The sequence below is a fragment of the Sphingobium sp. FG11 genome (assembly GCF_057809915.1).
This window is the reverse complement of sequence record NZ_JBMDKW010000010.1, coordinates 1-16,967: the sequence shown is the minus strand read 5'-3', so window position 1 is coordinate 16,967 and position 16,967 is coordinate 1. Positions and strand designations below refer to the sequence as shown.

General features: G+C 63.3%; 15 protein-coding genes. 6 read left to right on the top strand and 9 right to left on the bottom strand.

Going from position 1 to position 16,967, the window contains the following annotated elements; all coding sequences use genetic code 11:
• Positions 1-91 precede the first annotated feature (91 nt).
• Together parE and ACODSN_RS10250 are read left to right on the top strand one after the other, a co-directional pair.
• Positions 92-2,068 (top strand): DNA topoisomerase IV subunit B, encoded by a 1,977-nt coding sequence (gene parE / locus ACODSN_RS10255; RefSeq protein WP_489055105.1) that lies wholly within the window; start codon positions 92-94, stop codon positions 2,066-2,068.
• A gap of 18 nt (positions 2,069-2,086) precedes the next feature.
• Positions 2,087-3,412, top strand: coding sequence for a serine hydrolase (locus tag ACODSN_RS10250; RefSeq protein ID WP_489055104.1), 1,326 nt, complete (start codon positions 2,087-2,089; stop codon positions 3,410-3,412).
• A gap of 10 nt (positions 3,413-3,422) precedes the next feature.
• Here ACODSN_RS10250 and ACODSN_RS10245 read toward each other — a convergent pair whose 3' ends face one another.
• From ACODSN_RS10245 to uvrC, 8 genes are all read right to left on the bottom strand, one after another.
• Positions 3,423-4,214, bottom strand: coding sequence for a LysR family transcriptional regulator (locus ACODSN_RS10245; protein ID WP_489055103.1), 792 nt, complete (start codon positions 4,212-4,214; stop codon positions 3,423-3,425).
• Positions 4,211-4,609 carry a Co2+/Mg2+ efflux protein ApaG gene (gene apaG, locus ACODSN_RS10240; RefSeq protein WP_489055244.1) on the bottom strand — a complete coding sequence of 133 codons (399 nt, stop codon included), beginning with the start codon at positions 4,607-4,609 and terminating at the stop codon, positions 4,211-4,213. The genes ACODSN_RS10245 and apaG overlap by 4 nt, the downstream gene beginning before the upstream one ends.
• 34 nt (positions 4,610-4,643) lie before the next feature.
• Positions 4,644-5,852, bottom strand: a complete 1,209-nt coding sequence (locus tag ACODSN_RS10235; RefSeq protein WP_489055102.1) for a trans-sulfuration enzyme family protein — start codon at positions 5,850-5,852, stop codon at positions 4,644-4,646.
• 54 nt (positions 5,853-5,906) lie between these two features.
• Entirely contained in the window at positions 5,907-6,950 is a 1,044-nt protein-coding gene (gene leuB / locus ACODSN_RS10230; protein WP_489055101.1) for a 3-isopropylmalate dehydrogenase, read from the bottom strand.
• Between the two features lie 49 nt (positions 6,951-6,999).
• On the bottom strand, positions 7,000-7,734 hold the full coding sequence (recO, locus tag ACODSN_RS10225) for a DNA repair protein RecO (protein WP_489055100.1): 735 nt from the start codon (positions 7,732-7,734) through the stop codon (positions 7,000-7,002).
• A gap of 58 nt (positions 7,735-7,792) precedes the next feature.
• Complete coding sequence (locus ACODSN_RS10220) at positions 7,793-8,002, bottom strand: hypothetical protein (protein ID WP_489055099.1); 210 nt, start codon at positions 8,000-8,002, stop codon at positions 7,793-7,795.
• A gap of 68 nt (positions 8,003-8,070) precedes the next feature.
• Positions 8,071-8,229, bottom strand: coding sequence for a hypothetical protein (locus ACODSN_RS10215; RefSeq protein WP_489055098.1), 159 nt, complete (start codon positions 8,227-8,229; stop codon positions 8,071-8,073).
• Positions 8,230-8,479: 250 nt separating this feature from the next.
• Positions 8,480-10,396, bottom strand: coding sequence for an excinuclease ABC subunit UvrC (gene uvrC, locus ACODSN_RS10210; RefSeq protein ID WP_489055243.1), 1,917 nt, complete (start codon positions 10,394-10,396; stop codon positions 8,480-8,482).
• Between the two features lie 173 nt (positions 10,397-10,569).
• Here uvrC and ACODSN_RS10205 point away from each other — a divergent pair, with 173 nt between their 5' ends.
• The 3 genes from ACODSN_RS10205 (at position 10,570) to ACODSN_RS10195 (ending at position 14,747) form a co-directional block, all read left to right on the top strand.
• Positions 10,570-11,631, top strand: coding sequence for an NAD(P)-dependent alcohol dehydrogenase (locus ACODSN_RS10205; protein WP_489055097.1), 1,062 nt, complete (start codon positions 10,570-10,572; stop codon positions 11,629-11,631).
• A 160-nt stretch (positions 11,632-11,791) separates the two neighbouring features.
• Positions 11,792-13,753: a hybrid sensor histidine kinase/response regulator gene (locus ACODSN_RS10200; RefSeq protein ID WP_489055096.1), complete on the top strand. Its 1,962-nt coding sequence runs from the start codon at positions 11,792-11,794 to the stop codon at positions 13,751-13,753.
• 115 nt (positions 13,754-13,868) lie between these two features.
• On the top strand, positions 13,869-14,747 hold the full coding sequence (locus ACODSN_RS10195; RefSeq protein ID WP_489055095.1) for an alpha/beta fold hydrolase: 879 nt from the start codon (positions 13,869-13,871) through the stop codon (positions 14,745-14,747).
• 28 nt (positions 14,748-14,775) lie between these two features.
• Here ACODSN_RS10195 and ACODSN_RS10190 read toward each other — a convergent pair whose 3' ends face one another.
• The gene (locus tag ACODSN_RS10190; protein ID WP_489055094.1) at positions 14,776-15,720 is read right to left on the bottom strand and encodes an NAD(P)H-dependent flavin oxidoreductase; all 945 of its coding nucleotides are present in this window, start codon (positions 15,718-15,720) and stop codon (positions 14,776-14,778) included.
• A gap of 125 nt (positions 15,721-15,845) precedes the next feature.
• Between ACODSN_RS10190 and ACODSN_RS10185 the strand changes: the two genes are divergently transcribed.
• Positions 15,846-16,877 (top strand): hypothetical protein, encoded by a 1,032-nt coding sequence (locus ACODSN_RS10185; protein ID WP_489055093.1) that lies wholly within the window; start codon positions 15,846-15,848, stop codon positions 16,875-16,877.
• Positions 16,878-16,967: the final 90 nt, after the last annotated feature.

The window sequence follows — 16,967 nt, the reverse complement described above, 5'->3', positions numbered from 1 at the left end:
TTTGGTTTCCGCCGCCCGTGTTACATTTCATTGCCAGGCATTGTCGGACGCCCCGCTTGCGCAACCCACCCCCGCCCTTATACCTCGTCCCATGTCCGATGATCTGTTCGCCAAACAACCCACATCCTCACCCGGCTATGACGCCTCCTCGATTGAGGTGCTGGAAGGGCTGGAGCCGGTACGCCGCCGCCCCGGCATGTATATCGGCGGCACTGACGAGCGCGCCCTCCACCATCTCGCGTCCGAAGTGCTCGACAACAGCATGGACGAAGCGGTGGCGGGTCACGCCACCCGGATCGAAATCACGCTGGAGCCGGGCAATCGCCTGACCATCACCGATAATGGCCGGGGCATCCCGGTCGATCCGCATCCCAAATATCCGGGCAAATCGGCGCTGGAGGTCATCATGACCACCCTCCATGCCGGGGGTAAATTCACCGACAAGGCCTATGCCACTTCGGGGGGCTTGCATGGCGTCGGCGCCAGCGTGGTCAACGCCCTGTCGAGTGTGACCGTGGTGGAAGTCGCCCGCAACAAAGAGCTGTTCCGCCAGGGCTTCGCGCAGGGCCTGCCCACCAGTGGCCTCGAAAAGGTCGGCGCGGCGCCCAACCGGCGCGGCACGTCAACCATGTTCATCCCCGATACCGAGATTTTCGGCGAACAGAAGTTCAAGCCAGCGCGCCTCTATCGCCTAGCCCGGTCGAAAGCCTATCTCTTCGCCGGCGTCGAAATCCGTTGGAAATGCGCGCACGAACTGATTTCGGACGACATTCCGCCCGAGGCGATGTTCCAGTTTCCCGGCGGTCTCGCCGATCATCTGAAGGAACAGGTGGGATCCCGCGAATGCGCGACCAGCGTTTTCTTCTCGGGCAACCAGGATTTTCCAGGGACGGCGGGCCGCGTCGAATGGGCGGTTGCCTGGCCGCTCTGGTCGGACGGCAGCTATAGCTGGTATTGCAACACGATCCCGACCCCCGATGGCGGCACTCATGAAGCGGGTCTGCGCGCCGCGCTGGTCAAGGGCATCCGCGCCTTCGCCGAACTGGTGGGCCAGAAAAAGGGCAAGGACATCAGCGCCGACGACATCATGACGTCATCGGAAATCATGCTGTCAGTATTCATCCGCGATCCCCAGTTTCAAAGCCAGACCAAGGATAGGCTAACGTCCCCGGACGCCGCGCGACTGGTCGAAAATGCGGTGCGCGACCATTTCGATCATTTTCTGACCGATCATATGGATCGCGGCAAGGCGCTGCTGGCCTATGTCATCGATCGCATGGACGAACGGCTCAAGCGCAAGGCCGAGAAAGAGGTCAAGCGCAAGACCGCGACCAGCGCGCGCAAGCTGCGCCTGCCCGGCAAGCTGACCGACTGTTCCACCGACGATCCCGAAGGCACTGAAATCTTTCTGGTGGAGGGCGATTCGGCCGGCGGCTCCGCCAAGCAGGCGCGCGACCGCAAGACGCAGGCGATCTTGCCCCTGCGCGGCAAGATCCTAAACGTCGCATCGGCGAACAACGCCAAGATTTTGGCCAATCAGGAAATCGCCGACATGATCCTGGCGCTCGGCTGCGGCACGCGCAAGGATTGCAACCCGGACAGCCTGCGTTACGAGCGCATCGTCATCATGACTGACGCCGATGTCGATGGCGCGCATATCGCGACTCTGCTGATGACCTTCTTCTTCCAAGAAATGCCCGAACTGGTGCGGCGCGGCCATCTCTACCTTGCCCAGCCGCCCCTCTATCGCATCGTATCGGGCGGCAAGAGCCTCTATGCGCGCGACGACGCCCATCGCGAGGCGCTGATGAAGAAGGAGTTCAAGGGCAAGAAGGTAGAGGTCAGCCGGTTCAAGGGGCTTGGCGAAATGAACCCGATGCAGTTGCGCGAGACCACCATGGATCCCAAGACCCGCAGCATGATCCGCATCACCCTGCCCGCCGATGTCGAGGAACGCGCCGGGGTGCGCGATCTGGTCGACCGGCTGATGGGCACAAATCCGGCCCATCGCTTTGCTTTCATTCAGGAAAATGCCGCCGCCGTGGACGAGGAAGCGATCGACGCGTGAGGGGGAGGACCATCTGATATGTCGCCTGATCCCGCGCGCCCACTATTATCCTGGTTTCCTGCTTTCGCGGTCGCATGGTTGCTGATCGCGTCTCTCGCGGCGCTCGTCCTGTTCGCTGCACCTGCCACCGCCCAACCCACCGCAGCGTACCAATCGCGCGCAGCCCAACTCGTCCGCATCCTGTCCACGCCGGGCGACGAGACGGACTTTTTCTCAGACCTGTTCCTCAGGGCTGTCTCTACCGAGCAATGGCGTGCCGTCGCTGCCGATTTGCGCCAGCACAATGGCAAGCCGGTCGCCCTGGGGTCGGTTCGACAGGATGGTCCCAGCGCCGGTCAGGTCGAGATTCGCTATGAGAAGGCCGTGGTCGGCTTCACGCTCGTCGTGGCTCCCGCCGCCCCAAATCTCGTGATCGGCCTGCGCATCGTCGGCGTCGGCCGCACGAACGACAGCATGGCGAAGGTCTTGGGCGACCTGGCGGCCCTTCCCGGTCGTACCGCCTTCGCCGCGGCAAAACTGACCGATGCCGGGCCGCAACTGATCGCAGCGCGCGCGCCCGACGCACAGATGGCGACCGGCTCCTCCTTCAAGCTCATCCTATTGGCGGAAGCCGCCCGCGCCGTTGCAGCGGGCGAGCGGCGTTGGGCGGACGTTATTCCGCTCGCGCATAAGAGCTTTTCTGGCCGCCTGATGCGCTATCCCGACAATGCGCCCATGACGCTGCATAGCCTCGCCGCCGCGATGATCGCCGAAAGCGACAATAGCGCGGCGGACTCGCTGCTGCTTGCGCTAGGGCGGGAAAGAATCGACGCCATGGTCCGGGCGACAGGTCATGCCGATCCAGACAAGACGCTGCCCCTGCTCACCACGGCGGAAGCCTTCGCCCTGAAAATGCCGGCCAATGCAGCGCTGCGAGACCGTTATGTGAGCAGCTCGCCGGCCGAACGCCGCATCTTGCTGCGTGATAATGCCGCGCGCCTCGAACCCGGCATGATCGACATCGGCAGCATCGCCGAAACCCCCGCCGCGATCGACCGGATCGAATGGTTCGCCTCACCCATGGACGAGATTCGCCTGATCGACCATTTGCGCAGGCAGGGCGGCGAGGCGCTCGCGATCCTTGCCATCGAACCAGGCATCGCCGCCGCCGACGCGAAACGCTGGGCCTATCTCGGCTATAAGGGCGGCAGCGAACCCGGCGTCATCGCGATGAACTTCCTCGCCCGCGCGCATGACGGCCAATATTATGCGGTCAGTGCGGCCTGGAACGATCCCGCCGCGCGGGTGGACGAGGCGCGCTTCGTCGCGCTGATGACGCGGGCGCTCAACCTGCTGGCTCGCTAATGCGCTCGACCTAGGCGGTCAGCGCCTCGACCAGTGCCTTCACCTTCTTCTGCCGCCATTGCGGCATCGGCGCGATCAGCCAATAGGACAGCGTGGAACGCGACGCTTCCCCGACCACCCGTACCCGCCCGGAGGAGATATCCGCCTGCGCCAGCAGCGACGGTACGCTCGCCCAGCCAAAGCCGTTCGCCGCTGCCTCGATCGCAAGGCCCGCATCCGCGACGCGGATCGTCACCGGCTCCTCGCCATGGGGGCTACCGGGCCATTCGATCCGGTGTGCGGGTCCGCCCGCCACAGCTTCGACGGTCACGAAGGTCGCTTCGCCGATCGCCACGCCTTCATGCTCACCGTGAGAGTCCGCCAGCCGCAAGGCGAGGTCCAGATTCGCCTCGGTGAAATCCAGCGCGTCATCGGCCGCCACCAGTTGGAACCGCAGGTCGGGCTGGGTCGCGGCATAAGCGGCGAGCCGCGCCTGAAGCCATTTGGCGGTAATGTCGCGCGGCGCGGCGATCGTGAGCGCCGAACTCGCCTGTCCCGCCTGCATCGCGCGCACGGCTTCCTCAAATTCCAAAAATCCGGCGCGCAGGGCATCCAGCCCCGCCTCCGTCTCCGGCGTCAGTTCCAGCCCCTTGGGCGTCCGGCGGAACAGGACGACGCCCAGCATATCCTCCAGCGCGCGGATTTGCTGCCCCACAGCCGCCGGAGTCACCGCCAGTTCGTCGGCCGCGCGCGTGAAGGACAGATGCCGCGCCGCCGCGTCCAGCACGCGCAGGCCGTTCATCGGCAAATGGGTGCGCTTCATTCCGCCACCGCCGGTGCGACCAATGCAAAGCCAGGAATGGCCACGTCGAACGTGACGCCATCGGCACCCAGCATATGATAGCGCCCCTTCATCGAACCCGTCGGCGTATTGAGCGGGCAGCCCGACACATAGTCATAGCTTTTGCCCGGCTGCACCACCGGCTGCTCGCCCACCACCCCGTCGCCATCAACCCGATGCTGCGCGCCGCGCCCATCGGTGATGATCCAGTGCCGGGTCAGCAATTGCACCGGCTGGCTGCCGATATTTTCGATCCGGATATGGTAGGCCCAGAACCAGCGTCCCCGATCCGGCTCCGACTGTTCGGGCAGGAAGGTGACGGCGACGTGCACCGTGATGTCATGCGTCGTCGCATGGAAGGGAAACAGGGCGTTCATGGACATGAGAGATGCGCCCGGCAGAGCCGATCCGTCAACGCCCTATCGATGCCAGCGCCCTGTCGAGATCGGCGATCACATCGTCCGGATCCTCCAGGCCGACATTCAGCCGCAGCATATCCTCGGTCACGCCGATTTCCAGCCGCGCCTCTTCCGCCATGCCATAATGGGTGGTCGATGCAGGATGGGTCATCAACGATCGCGAATCGCCGATATTGTTACTGATATCGACCAGTTCCAGCCCGTTCAGCAGCCCATGCGCCTCCGCCCGGCCGCCGCCGACATAGAGCGAGAATATCGGCCCGGCCATCGTCATTTGCGACATGGCCAGACCATGCTGGGGATGGCTTTCAAGGCCCGGATACAGGACTTTTTCAACGCATCCTTCGAGAAACGCCGCGACCTTGAGCGCATTTTCGCTCTGCCGCCGGATGCGCAGGTCCAATGTTTCCAGCCCCTTGAGCACCACCCAGGCGTTGAACGGCGACAGGGTCGGCCCGGTGTTGCGATGGAAGGGCAGCAATGTGCCCAAAATCCATTCTTCGGTCCCGCAAATGGCGCCCGCGAGCACGCGTCCCTGGCCGTCCATCATCTTCGTGGCGCTATAGGCGACGACATCCGCACCATAATCCATCGGCCGCTGGAGCGCCGGCGTCGCGAACGCATTGTCCACGACGCTGGTGATACCGTGGGCCTTGGCGATGCCGCACACCTTTGCCAGATCGACGATATCCATCGTCGGATTGGCGGGCGTCTCGAAGAAGAAAACCTTGGTATTGGGGCGGATCGCCGCCTCCCAGGCGCCGGTATCGCGCCCGTCCACGGTCGTCGTCTCGATCCCGAATTTCGGCAGCAGCGAATCGGTCAACCAGCGGCACGAGCCGAACGCCGCCTTGGCGGCGACGACATGGTCGCCTGCCGATAGCTGGCACAGCAAAGCCGCCGTCATTGCGGCCATGCCCGTCGCGGTCGCGCGGCAGGCTTCCGCCCCCTCCAGCAAGGCGATCCGCTGTTCCAGCATCTCGACAGTCGGATTTTGCAGGCGTGAATAGGTCATGCCCTGCTGATCGCCGGCAAAGCGCGCCGCCGCATCCTCCGCCCGGTCGTAGCTATAGCCGCTGGTCAGGAACAGCGCTTCGGAGGTTTCGCCCCATTCGCTGCGCGCGGTGCCGCCCCGGATCGCCAGCGTCGCGGGCTTCCAGTGGCGGGTGATATCGGGGTTCTGCCCGCTCTTGCGCTTCATAATGCCCTCAAATCCCGTGGGGACAGCCAATAGCCGTCCGGTCAATCCATCCGGTCAAAGCACCGCCAGCACGGCGTCGCCCATCTCGACCGTGGTCATCGCGCCGCCCAGATCGGGGCTGCGCGCGCCGTTGGCCAACGCCTTGCTCACCGCCGCCTCGATGCGATCCGCCTGTGCGCCAAGCCCCAGCGAATAGCGCAGCATCATCGCAGCCGACAGGACCGTCGCCAGCGGATTGGCCTTGCCCTGCCCGGCAATGTCGGGGGCGGAACCGTGGATCGGCTCGTAAAGACCCTGCCCGCTGCCGTTAAGCGTGGCGGACGCCAGCATGCCGATCGAGCCAACGCACATGCTCGCCTGATCGGACAATATGTCGCCAAACAGGTTGCCGGTCACGATCACGTCGAACTGACCGGGGTTGCGCACGAGCTGCATGGCGGCGTTGTCGACATACATATGGCTGAGCGCGACATCGGGATATTCGGCCGAAACCTCGATCACCACGTCCCGCCACAACTGGCTGGTTTCCAGCACATTGGCCTTGTCGACCGAACAGAGCTTGCCCCGGCGGGCCTGCGCCGCCTTGAAGCCGCTATGCGCGATCCGGCGCACCTCGGCCTCATTATAGGACATGACGTCATAGCCTTCGCGCAGGCCGTCGGCGGTGGTGCGAAAGCCTTTCTCGCCGAAATACACGTCACCATTTGTTTCGCGCACGATCAGCAGATCGATCGCGCTCGCCACTTCGGGCTTGAGCGCGGATTCGCCGGCCAGTTCGGGAAAAACCTTCGCCGGACGGAGATTGGAAAACAGCCCCAGTTCCTTGCGCAGCCCAAGGATCGCCTGTTCGGGCCGCAAATGCCGCTCCAGCGCGTCGCAACTAGGATCGCCGACCGCGCCGAACAGGATGGCGTCGGCGCGCTTCGCCAGCTCCAGCGTCTCGGGCGGCAGCGGATGACCCACCGCCTTAAAGGCCGCACCGCCGACCAGCCCATCCTCATAGGTGAGGCCATCGATCGCCAGCGCATCGAGCACCCGCTTCGCCTGCGCGACGATCTCGGGTCCGATACCGTCTCCGGGCAACAGGGCGATCAACATGCCAGCACTCCTCACATCCAGTCGCCGCGCCTTATGAAGCTACCGCCGATCACGCAACCGCTCTTTTAAGCCGCTCGACCAGCCTCTCGCGCGCAGAGAAGATATCCGCGCGCCGGTCGGCCAGCAGCGAGCGCTCCAGGAAAAAGCCGGTCAGCGCCAGACCGTCGATGATGTCGCTCCATTCGGCCAGCCCGCCGGTGAGTAGGAACGGCGGAAGGCGAAGCAGCCGCTTTTCGTAGCCGGTGGCAGCGGAGAGGCTCACCGCGGCGGCACTGCGCGGACTGACGAAGGCGAGATCGGTCGTCGCGCCCGTCGCGGCACAGCGCGTCAGGTCCAGCCCGAAGCCAAGCTCGGCCAGCAACAGCAATTCATAGCGGATCAGCGCCACCGCCCAGCCACGCGCGGCGGGCGCAGCCTCCACAGCGTTCAGCAGGCCGTCAAGCGCCTCGTACTGCGCAGGACAAGGCACGCCTTCGGGCAGGCTCGCCGCCGTCAGCGCGCAGGCCCAGTCGATCGCCGCCGCCGGCAGGGGTTCCGCCAGCAAAGGCGCCCGACTATGGCTCAGTTCTACCGTCAGGCTGGCGAGTTGCTCATCGGTGCGGGCGCGAAATTCCGCCTTCACCTGATTGCCCGGCAGCAACACAGGCCGCAGCGCGCGGGAGCGCGCGCCGCGCACATAACCGGCGACCAGACCGTGCGCGGGCGTCAGCAATCGCGCGACCGCGCCATGTTCGCCATGATGGCGAAGGGCGCAGACGATGGCGGATGTGATGAGCGCGGCCATGCCCCGGCTTTAGTCGCAAGCCCTGGCCGTCGTCACGCCGTTCGGCGCGAAACCCAGCTTATTTCGTGGAATATTGGCCTGATTCGGCGTTCCAGTGCTGGCGCGCAAACGCTTTGGCGGCCGACATCGTCGTGAATTTCTCGTCCTGCAAGGTCGCGGTGACGATCGGATAGCCCTGCGAATTATAGCGGGTGTCGCGCACGGTCAGGCGATAGCCGCCCTCCTCGTCCTTGCTGATCAGAAAGGGTTTCAGGACTTCGCGGCTCATCGGGCATTTCCTTCGGGCTTAAAAAAGAAATAACGGGCGGCGCATGCGCACCGCCCGGTTGTGGTTATTCAGCCGAGCAGGTCGGCGACAATCTGTTTCAGCTCAGCATGAGACAATATGCCGTCGGAAGCTCCGTTTACACGGGAACGCGACGCAACGGCGCGCGACGCGCGGCCAAAGCTGGCGGAAAGTGTAGGTCTGGAAGAAGAAGTATCAGAAATTTGCATGTAATCCTTGCAGCCAATGCCGCGACTTGTGAGTAGGACGCGCCATCCATTGACGGCGCGACGCTGGTGCATTCCTTGGGGAGAGCCATGATCGACGGGAAGCTATTGCTTCGCAGAAGGCTTCCGGCCGCAAATTCGCCGCCTGGAAGAGTCATAGATCGTCATGAATGACGTCAGCAAAGCCCATATAGCGACTTTTTACCGATTTTGCAAATGCAGCATAAATCGCGCGCTTGTCGCCAGCCAGCGTTCATCCATGAAAATAATCATAGACCTGCTGCGCCACCGCCTTCGACACGCCGGGCGCCCGCAACAAATCCTCCAGCGCCGCACTTTTCACCGCCTTCGCCGTGCCGAAATGCATCAGCAGCGCCTTCTTGCGCGCCGGCCCGATGCCGGGCACTTCATCGAGCGAACTGACCGTGATTGCCTTCCTGCGCTTGGCCCGGTGCGCGCCGATCGCGAAGCGATGCGCCTCGTCCCGCAACCGCTGCATGTAGAACAACACGGGATGGTTGAGCGGCAGGATGATCTCGCGCCCGTCCATCAGGTGGAACACTTCCCGGCCCTCGCGGCCATGATGCGGCCCCTTGGCGACGCCGATCATGCAAACATCCTCAATGCCCATATCCTCCAGCATCGTGCGCGCCGCCGATAGCTGACCCTTGCCGCCGTCGATCAGCACCAGGTCTGGCCATTCGCCACCATCCCGATCAGGATCCTCTTTCGCCGCGCGACCAAAGCGCCGTTCGAACATTTCGCGCATCATCGCGAAATCATCATTCGATATCTCGGGATTCTTCATGTTGAACTTGCGATAGGCGCTCTTGCGAAACCCTTCCGGCCCGGCGACCACCATCGCCCCGAGCGCATGAGCGCCCTGAATATGGCTGTTGTCGTAGATTTCGATCCGGTCCGGCACGTCATCGAGGCCGAAAATATCCACCATTTCGGCCAGCACCTTTGCCTGCGTCGTCGTCTCGGCCAGCCGGCGATCCAGCGCTTCCACCGCATTGCGCTGCGCCTGCCGGATCAGGCGCGTGCGATCGCCGCGCTGGGGCACCTCTATCCTGACACGGCTGCCGATCCGCTCGGTCAGGGCCTGCGCCATCAGTTCGCATTCGGCGGGCGCGCGGTCGGACAGGATCAGCCGGGGGGGCGGCACTTCCTCGTAAAATTGCGCCATGAAACTCGCCAGCACCTCATCCTCGGCCACTTCGGCAGTGTGGACCGGGAAGAAGCTGCGATGGCCCCAATTCTGGCCACCGCGAATGAAGAAGGCCTGGATGCACATCGCGCCGCCCTGCGTCGCCAGCGCAAATATGTCTGCATCGCCCAGCCCTTCGGCATTGATCGCCTGGCTGCCCTGAATGAATGTCAGCGCTTTCAGCCGGTCGCGCACCACGGCCGCCTGTTCGAAATCCATGGCGTCGGACGCCGCCTGCATCGCCGCGCCCAGCTTCTGCTGCACCTTGGTCGATTTACCGCCGAGAAAATCCTGCGCGTCCTGCACGAGTTCGCGATAGCCTGCCTCGTCAATTCGGCCGACGCAGGGCGCGGAGCAGCGCTTGATCTGATAGAGCAGGCAGGGGCGCGAGCGATTGGCGAAGAAACTGTCCGTGCAACTGCGCAGCAGGAACAGCTTCTGGAGCGCGTTGATCGTGCGCGTCACCGAACCTGCGCTGGCGAACGGACCATAATAGCGCCCCTTCGCCTTCCGCGCGCCGCGATGCTTCTGCACGCGCGGAAAGTCGTGATCCTCGCGCAGCAGGATGAACGGAAAGCTTTTATCGTCGCGCAGCAGGACGTTATAAGGCGGGCGGTAGCGCTTGATGAGCTGCGCCTCCAGCAACAGTGCTTCCGCCTCACTGTTGGTGGTCACGATCGTCATCGACCGGGTCTGCGCCACCATCCGTTGCAAACGACGAGGCAGGCGATCCACCTGCGTGTAGTTCGCGACGCGATTGCGCAAGGCACGCGCCTTGCCGACATAAAGCACATCCCCACGCGCATCCTGCATGCGATAGACGCCCGGACGGGTCGGCAGGGTTTTGAGCGTGTTGCGGATCGCCTCTACTCCGGCGTCCATGTCCGGCGCGCCCTGCCCGCGCACGGTATAGCTGGCCTTGTCTTCATTGAAGCGGTCGGGGGATTGGGGGGAGGACATGGGGAACAGATAGCGGGGGGCGCTGCGATGGCAATGGGCCGCGGCAGGCGAGGCAAAATCGGCACCCTGGTTGATCGCGCTCGCCCCCATCCTATCTCCACGTCACAACCGACAGGTGGCCGGCATATCCCCGCGCCGCGTCGCGCTCCATATTTTCACGAAAAGGGTTCATCATGACAGTCAAGGCCTTCGGTGCCCATGCCGCCGACAAACCTCTGGAGTCGATGGAGATTGAGCGCCGCGCGGTCGGCGCGCATGATGTTCAGATCGCCATCGCCTATTGCGGCATCTGCCATTCCGATCTGCATCAGGTGCGGTCGGAATGGGAGGGCACGCTGTATCCCTGCGTGCCGGGCCACGAGATTGTCGGCCATGTCACCGCAGTTGGGCCGGACGTTACCGACTTCAATGTGGGCGACATCGTCGGAGTCGGCTGTATGGTCGACAGTTGTCGGCAATGCCCGTCCTGCGAGGAAGGGCTGGAGCAATATTGCACCGGCACCGGCACCGGCTTTGTAGGCACCTACAACGGACCGACGCCCGATGCACCCGGCCATACGCTCGGCGGCTACTCGCAAAGCATCGTCGTAAACGACAAATTTGTGCTGAAAATCCGGCACCCTGAGGATCAACTGGCCGGGGTCGCGCCGCTGCTCTGCGCCGGAATCACAACATGGTCACCGCTGCGCCACTGGAATGTCGGGCCGGGCAAGAAGGTCGGGATCGTCGGCATCGGAGGCCTTGGTCATATGGGCGTGAAGCTCGCTCACGCGCTGGGCGCCCATGTCGTCGCCTTCACCACGTCCGAAGGCAAACGACAGGACGCGCTCGATCTGGGTGCGGACGAAGTGGTCGTTTCGCGCGATGCAGACCAGATGGGCGCGCACGCAGGCAGCTTCGACTTCATTCTGAACACCGTGGCGGCCAGCCACAATCTCGACGCTTTCACCCTGCTGCTCAAGCGCGAAGGGACATTGTGCGTCGTGGGCGTGCCGGAACATCCGCATCCCTCGCCATCGGTCGGCGTGCTGATCTTCGGCCGCAGATCGATCGCGGGATCGCTGATCGGCGGGATCACCGAGACGCAGGAGATGCTGGATTTCTGCGCGGAAAAGGGCATCATCGCCGACATTGAGATGGTGTCCGCAGAGGGCATTGAGCGGGCCTATGACCGGATGCAGAAAAGCGACGTCAAATATCGGTTCGTGATCGACAACGCCACGCTGGCGGCCTGATGAATGAGGTAGCGGTAACCGGCTGCCAGCGTCTACTTCGCAGAGCAGAGCCGATCAGAGTGTCATTTGTGCCGCGATGGATCATGACGCCTAAAAGGGGAACGATTGCAACGCCATGACGTTTGCCTTAGGCAAACAAGCGGGGCGATCGAGACATTTCATGACAATAGCGGTTTCGACCCAGGGCAGCGATCGCTTTGAACTGCTGGTTCAAAGCGTCACCGACTACGCCATCTATATGCTCGATCCCATGGGAATCGTCGTGAGCTGGAATGCGGGCGCCCGCCGGTTCAAGGGCTATGAAGCCGATGAAATCATAGGACAGCATTTTTCGCGCTTCTATTCGCCGGAAGATCTGGCCGCCGGCATCCCCGCGATCGCGCTGCATACCGCCGAAACCGAAAATCGGTTCGAGGCCGAAGGCTGGCGCATTCGCAAGGATGGCGGCCGTTTCTGGGCCAATGTCGTCATTGATCCCATTCGTGATCCGCAGGGCAGGCTGATCGGCTTCGCCAAGATCACCCGCGACCTCACCGAGCGACGCGAGGCGGAAGAGGCGCTTCGACGCAGCGAAGAGCGGTTTCGCCTGCTGGTGCAGAGCGTCACCGATTACGCCATTTACATGCTCGATCCCGTCGGCACGATCACCAGTTGGAATGCAGGCGCTGAACGGTTCAAGGGATATAGGTCCGACGAGATACTGGGGCAGAATTTCTCCCGCTTTTATTCCGAAAAGGACAGGCTGGCGGGCATTCCTTCGCGCGCGCTCGAAACAGCGGAACGCGAAGGACGGTTCGAAGCGGAAGGCTGGCGCATCCGCAAGGATGGCACCCGCTTCTGGGCCAATGTCGTGATCGATCCCGTTCGCGATGCCATCGGAACCCTTATCGGTTTCGCCAAGGTCACGCGCGACCTTACCGAGCGGATGAAAACCCAGCAGACACTCGAAGAAGCCCGCGAAGCGGTCTTTCAGGCGCAGAAGATGGACGCCATCGGCAAGCTGACCGGGGGCGTGGCGCATGATTTCAACAATCTGCTGGCCGTGATCGTCGGCAGCATCGATCTTGCCCGCCAGCGACTCACTACGGGCGCCGACATCACCCGCTATCTCGACAATGCGATGACGGCGGCCGAACGCGGCGCGACGCTGACGCAGCGGATGCTTGCCTTCGCACGCAAACAGGAACTCAAGCTTGCCAGCGTCGATTGCGTGGCGCTGGTGCGGGACATGGCGAATCTGCTTCAGGCGACCCTGGGGACGGGCATTGCGATCGAGACTCGCTTCCCCGCCGGTTTCAGCCCGGCTCATGCCGATCCGGCGCAGCTCGAACTGGCGCTGCTCAACCTGGCCGTCAACGCCCGCGACGCCATGCCCGACGGCGGCAAGATTCTGATCGAGGGTGTGGAGCTGGCGCCGGAAAAGTGCATGGGGCTAAAACTTGCCGAGGGCCGCTATATCCAGCTGTCCGTCTCCGATGAAGGACTGGGGATGGACGCCGACACGCTGGCCCGTGCGCGCGAACCCTTTTTCACGACCAAAGGCGTCGGCAAGGGCACGGGACTTGGGCTTTCCATGGTGCATGGCTTTGCCGAGCAGTGCGGCGGCGCTCTCCATATCGCCAGCGCGCCCGGTCAGGGCGCTACCGTCTCCCTCTGTCTGCCGGTAGCGCATATGATTGAATCGCGGGACAGCGCACAGGCGCTGGAAATATGCGATGCGGGTACAAATCCGCTGGTCATCCTGGCAGTGGACGATGACGATCTGGTACTGACCAACACCGCCGGGCTGCTGGAGGATATGGGGCATACGGTATTTCAGGCGGGATCGGCCCGGCAGGCGCTGGATATGCTGGATCAAGGTCATTTCGACATCGTCATCACCGATCATGCGATGCCCGGCATGACCGGCGCTCAGCTTGCCGACATGATCGAGGAGCGATGGCCCGATATGCCCGTCGTCATCGTCACCGGCTTTGCCGAACTGCCTCCGCAAGCGGTGAATCGGCTGAGGCTCGACAAGCCGTTCAAACAATCCGATCTGTCCGTCATGCTCTCCAGAGCGCGGCAAAGCGTGCGGTCGGAGCCGGTGACGCAGAATCCGATCAGGTCCGACAGCGCCTGAGGGCATCAATCGCCCATTTGGCGACAATTCGCCTTGTCGCTAAAACAGCTTCTTGTCACGACGGTATATATCGCGAATGTGAGACTAGATTCTCGCCATTAACCAGCAGGACCGCATGGACATCGCACCCGCGCCGACACCGACCTCGCATTTCTTCACTTCGCTGCGGACGCGGATTCATTATCTTGACTGGGGCAACCCGACAGCGCCCACGCTGATTCTTTCCCATGGCGGATTCGACCATGCGCATAGCTGGGACCGGACGGCGCGCGCGCTCGCTGGAGATTTCCATGTAATAGCGCCGGACCTGCGCGGGCATGGGGACAGCGACTGGTCGACCGACGGCGGCTATTCGATCGACAAATGCGTCTATGATCTGGCCCAGCTTGTGGACCTTGTGGATCGTTCGCCTGTGCTCATCGTGGGCCATTCCTTCGGCGGGGCAGTCGCCTTGCGCTATGCCGCCCTGTTTCCCGAAAATGTCGCGAAAGTCGTTGCGATCGAAGGACTTGGCCTATCTCCCAAACGACTGGAAGAGGCGAGTCAATTCGAAGCGCCCGATCGGTGGCGGTCCTGGATCGAGGCTCGCCGCGCCAGCGCGCGGCGCGTGCCGCGCTGCTACCCCACGATCGAGGCAGCCGTCGCCCGCATGCGCGAGCGCAACGATCACCTGTCGCTGGAGCAGGCGCTGCATCTGACGTCGCATGGCGTCAACCGGAACGAGGATGGCAGCTATAGCTGGAAATTCGATCCCTATTTCCACGGCCAGCCGATATTCGGCGGGACGGATGAGGAACTGCCGGAGTTCTGGCGGCGAATCAGCTGTCCGACCCTCCTGTGCATCGGCCTTAACAGCTGGGCGTCGAACCCGGCGCAGGACGGTCGCATGGCGCATTTTTCTGACGCCAGACTGGTGGAGTTCGCGGATGCGGGTCATTGGCTTCATCACGACCAGTTCGACCAGTTTCTCGCCGAGCTGCGTGCCTTCCTGTAACGGCGCGACCGATCGGATCATCGACGCATCAGGTAGGCCCGTCTCTCCGGCATAACGCGCTGATCGCCGCCTCATATTCCTCTCGCAACTGCGCAATGAAGGCGGCGGCCGGCTGCACCTTATGGATCGCCCCGATCCCCTGCCCCGCGCCCCACACATCGCGCCAGGCTTTCGCGCCATCGCCCAGCGACCCGAAATTCATCGCCGATGCTTCCGGCAGTGTATCGGGGTCCAGCCCCGCCGCCACGATGCTGGGGCGCAGATAATTGCCCGAAACGCCTGTGAAGTGATCCGAATAGACGATGTCGGCCGCGCCACTATCCACGATCATCTGCTTATAGGCAGGTTCCGCATTCGCCTCTTCCGTTGCGATGAAGGGCGACCCCATATAGGCTAAGTCAGCGCCCATCGCTCGCGCGGCGGCGATGGATCGACCCGACGCTATCGCACCCGATAGGGCCAGCGGGCCATCGAACCAGGCGCGGATTTCCTGAACCAGTGCGAAGGGCGACAATATCCCGGCATGCCCGCCCGCCCCGGCCGCGACCGCGATCAGCCCGTCGGCGCCCTTTGCGATCGCCTTGCGCGCAAACCCGTCATTGATGACATCGTGCAGGACGATACCACCATAGCTGTGGACGGCGGCGTTCACATCCTCCCGCGCGCCGAGCGAGGTGATGACGATCGGCACCTTGTAGCGAACGCACAGTTCCAGATCCTCCTCCAGCCGCGCATTGCTGCGGTGAACGATCAGGTTCACGGCAAACGGCGCGTCCGCTGGCGTGAGGGCATCGCCGATTTCCTGAAGCCATGCCTCGAACATGCCGGACGGGCGCGCGTTGAGCGAAGGAAATGCGCCGACAATGCCAGCCCGGCACTGGGCAATCACCAGTTCGGGCCGCGAAATGATGAACATGGGCGACCCGATCAACGGCAGCGACAGTCGGCCTTCGAGCAGTGCTGGCAAGGTCATGAATCCACTCCCGCAATATCGATCATCGCGGCTAACATCCCCGGAGGTCTTGAAAAAGTCAAAACTCGACCGTATTGATCGGGCAATACAGTAAGGCGGTCTGACGGCATCGGGGGAACAGCATCATGTACAGCGAAGATGATCTGCAAGATGCCGTAGCGGCGGGCGCCATTTCTTCCGAGGCAGCGCAGGCGCTACGCAACCATGTCGCAACATTGCGCGCCAGTCCCGCGGTTGATGAAGAACATTTTCGCCTGCTCACCGGCTTCAACGATATTTTTGTCGCCATCGCGTCGATCATCCTGCTGGTGGCGGTCGGCTGGCTCGGCAACGGCCTTGGGACGGGCGCGCCGGGCGTGCTCATCGCCGCGTCCAGTTGGGGACTCGCCGAATATTTCACGCGTCGGCGGCGCATGGCCCTTCCGTCCATCCTGCTGCTCGCGGGTTTCATCGGCGGCGTCGCCTCGGCGCTTTTCGCTCTGGCAAGCAAGGTCTTTCCGCATACCGGCGATCGAGGCGATGCGCTGATCCTGTCGGGCGCCGCATTGCTCACCGCCGTCGCGGCGCTGATCCACTGGCGGCGCTTCATGGTGCCGATCACGGTGGCGGCGGGAGCGGCGGCCGGGGCCGGAGTGGTCGCAGGGCTGGTCCTTGCGGCCTTGCCGGAGCACAGCGTCACACCCTTCCTGCTTCTGCTGGTCGCCGGCATCGCGATCTTCGCGCTCGCCATGGGTTGGGACATGTCGGATCGCGCCCGTTCGACCCGCAATTCCGATGTCGCCTTCTGGCTCCATCTGACCGCCGCGCCGATGATCGCGCATTCGCTGTTTCAACTGCTGGGGGTGTTCGGTGGCGAGATCGGCGTCGCGAAAGCGCTGCTCGTGATTGCGCTCTACATCGTTTTTGGGGTCGTGGCCCTGGCGATCGACCGGCGCGCGCTGCTCGTGTCCAGCCTCGCTTATGTGCTGTATGCGCTCTACGCCCTATTCAAGCAGGCGGGGGCGGTGGAACTGTCCGCCGCTTTCACCGCGCTGGTGATCGGATCGTCGCTGCTGCTGCTCTCGGCGCTCTGGCATCGGGCGCGCACGGCTATCATCGGCCTGCTGCCCGACGATATCACCCGGCGCCTTCCCTATCTCGACCGCGCCGCCGTCTGAGAGTCTGTTTGGAAATGCGCGGAAGACCGCACCGGCCCTCACCCCCACCCGACCGCCCAGACATAATATCCTGATGGGCGGTCGGGTGGG

Bases quoted from the DNA above. Each gene is read 5' to 3' on its own strand.
- leuB (WP_489055101.1), bottom strand. From the start codon at position 6,950: ATGTTGATCGCCCTGTTGCCCGGAGACGGTATCGGACCCGAGATCGTC.
- ACODSN_RS10250 (WP_489055104.1), top strand. From the start codon at position 2,087: ATGTCGCCTGATCCCGCGCGCCCACTATTATCCTGGTTTCCTGCTTTC.
- ACODSN_RS10185 (WP_489055093.1), top strand. From the start codon at position 15,846: ATGTACAGCGAAGATGATCTGCAAGATGCCGTAGCGGCGGGCGCCATT.
- apaG (WP_489055244.1), bottom strand. From the start codon at position 4,609: ATGAACGCCCTGTTTCCCTTCCATGCGACGACGCATGACATCACGGTG.
- ACODSN_RS10205 (WP_489055097.1), top strand. From the start codon at position 10,570: ATGACAGTCAAGGCCTTCGGTGCCCATGCCGCCGACAAACCTCTGGAG.
- ACODSN_RS10235 (WP_489055102.1), bottom strand. From the start codon at position 5,852: ATGAAGCGCAAGAGCGGGCAGAACCCCGATATCACCCGCCACTGGAAG.
- recO (WP_489055100.1), bottom strand. From the start codon at position 7,734: ATGGCCGCGCTCATCACATCCGCCATCGTCTGCGCCCTTCGCCATCAT.
- ACODSN_RS10215 (WP_489055098.1), bottom strand. From the start codon at position 8,229: ATGCAAATTTCTGATACTTCTTCTTCCAGACCTACACTTTCCGCCAGC.
- parE (WP_489055105.1), top strand. From the start codon at position 92: ATGTCCGATGATCTGTTCGCCAAACAACCCACATCCTCACCCGGCTAT.
- ACODSN_RS10220 (WP_489055099.1), bottom strand. From the start codon at position 8,002: ATGAGCCGCGAAGTCCTGAAACCCTTTCTGATCAGCAAGGACGAGGAG.
- ACODSN_RS10200 (WP_489055096.1), top strand. From the start codon at position 11,792: ATGACAATAGCGGTTTCGACCCAGGGCAGCGATCGCTTTGAACTGCTG.
- uvrC (WP_489055243.1), bottom strand. From the start codon at position 10,396: ATGTCCTCCCCCCAATCCCCCGACCGCTTCAATGAAGACAAGGCCAGC.
- ACODSN_RS10195 (WP_489055095.1), top strand. From the start codon at position 13,869: ATGGACATCGCACCCGCGCCGACACCGACCTCGCATTTCTTCACTTCG.
- ACODSN_RS10245 (WP_489055103.1), bottom strand. From the start codon at position 4,214: ATGAAGCGCACCCATTTGCCGATGAACGGCCTGCGCGTGCTGGACGCG.
- ACODSN_RS10190 (WP_489055094.1), bottom strand. From the start codon at position 15,720: ATGACCTTGCCAGCACTGCTCGAAGGCCGACTGTCGCTGCCGTTGATC.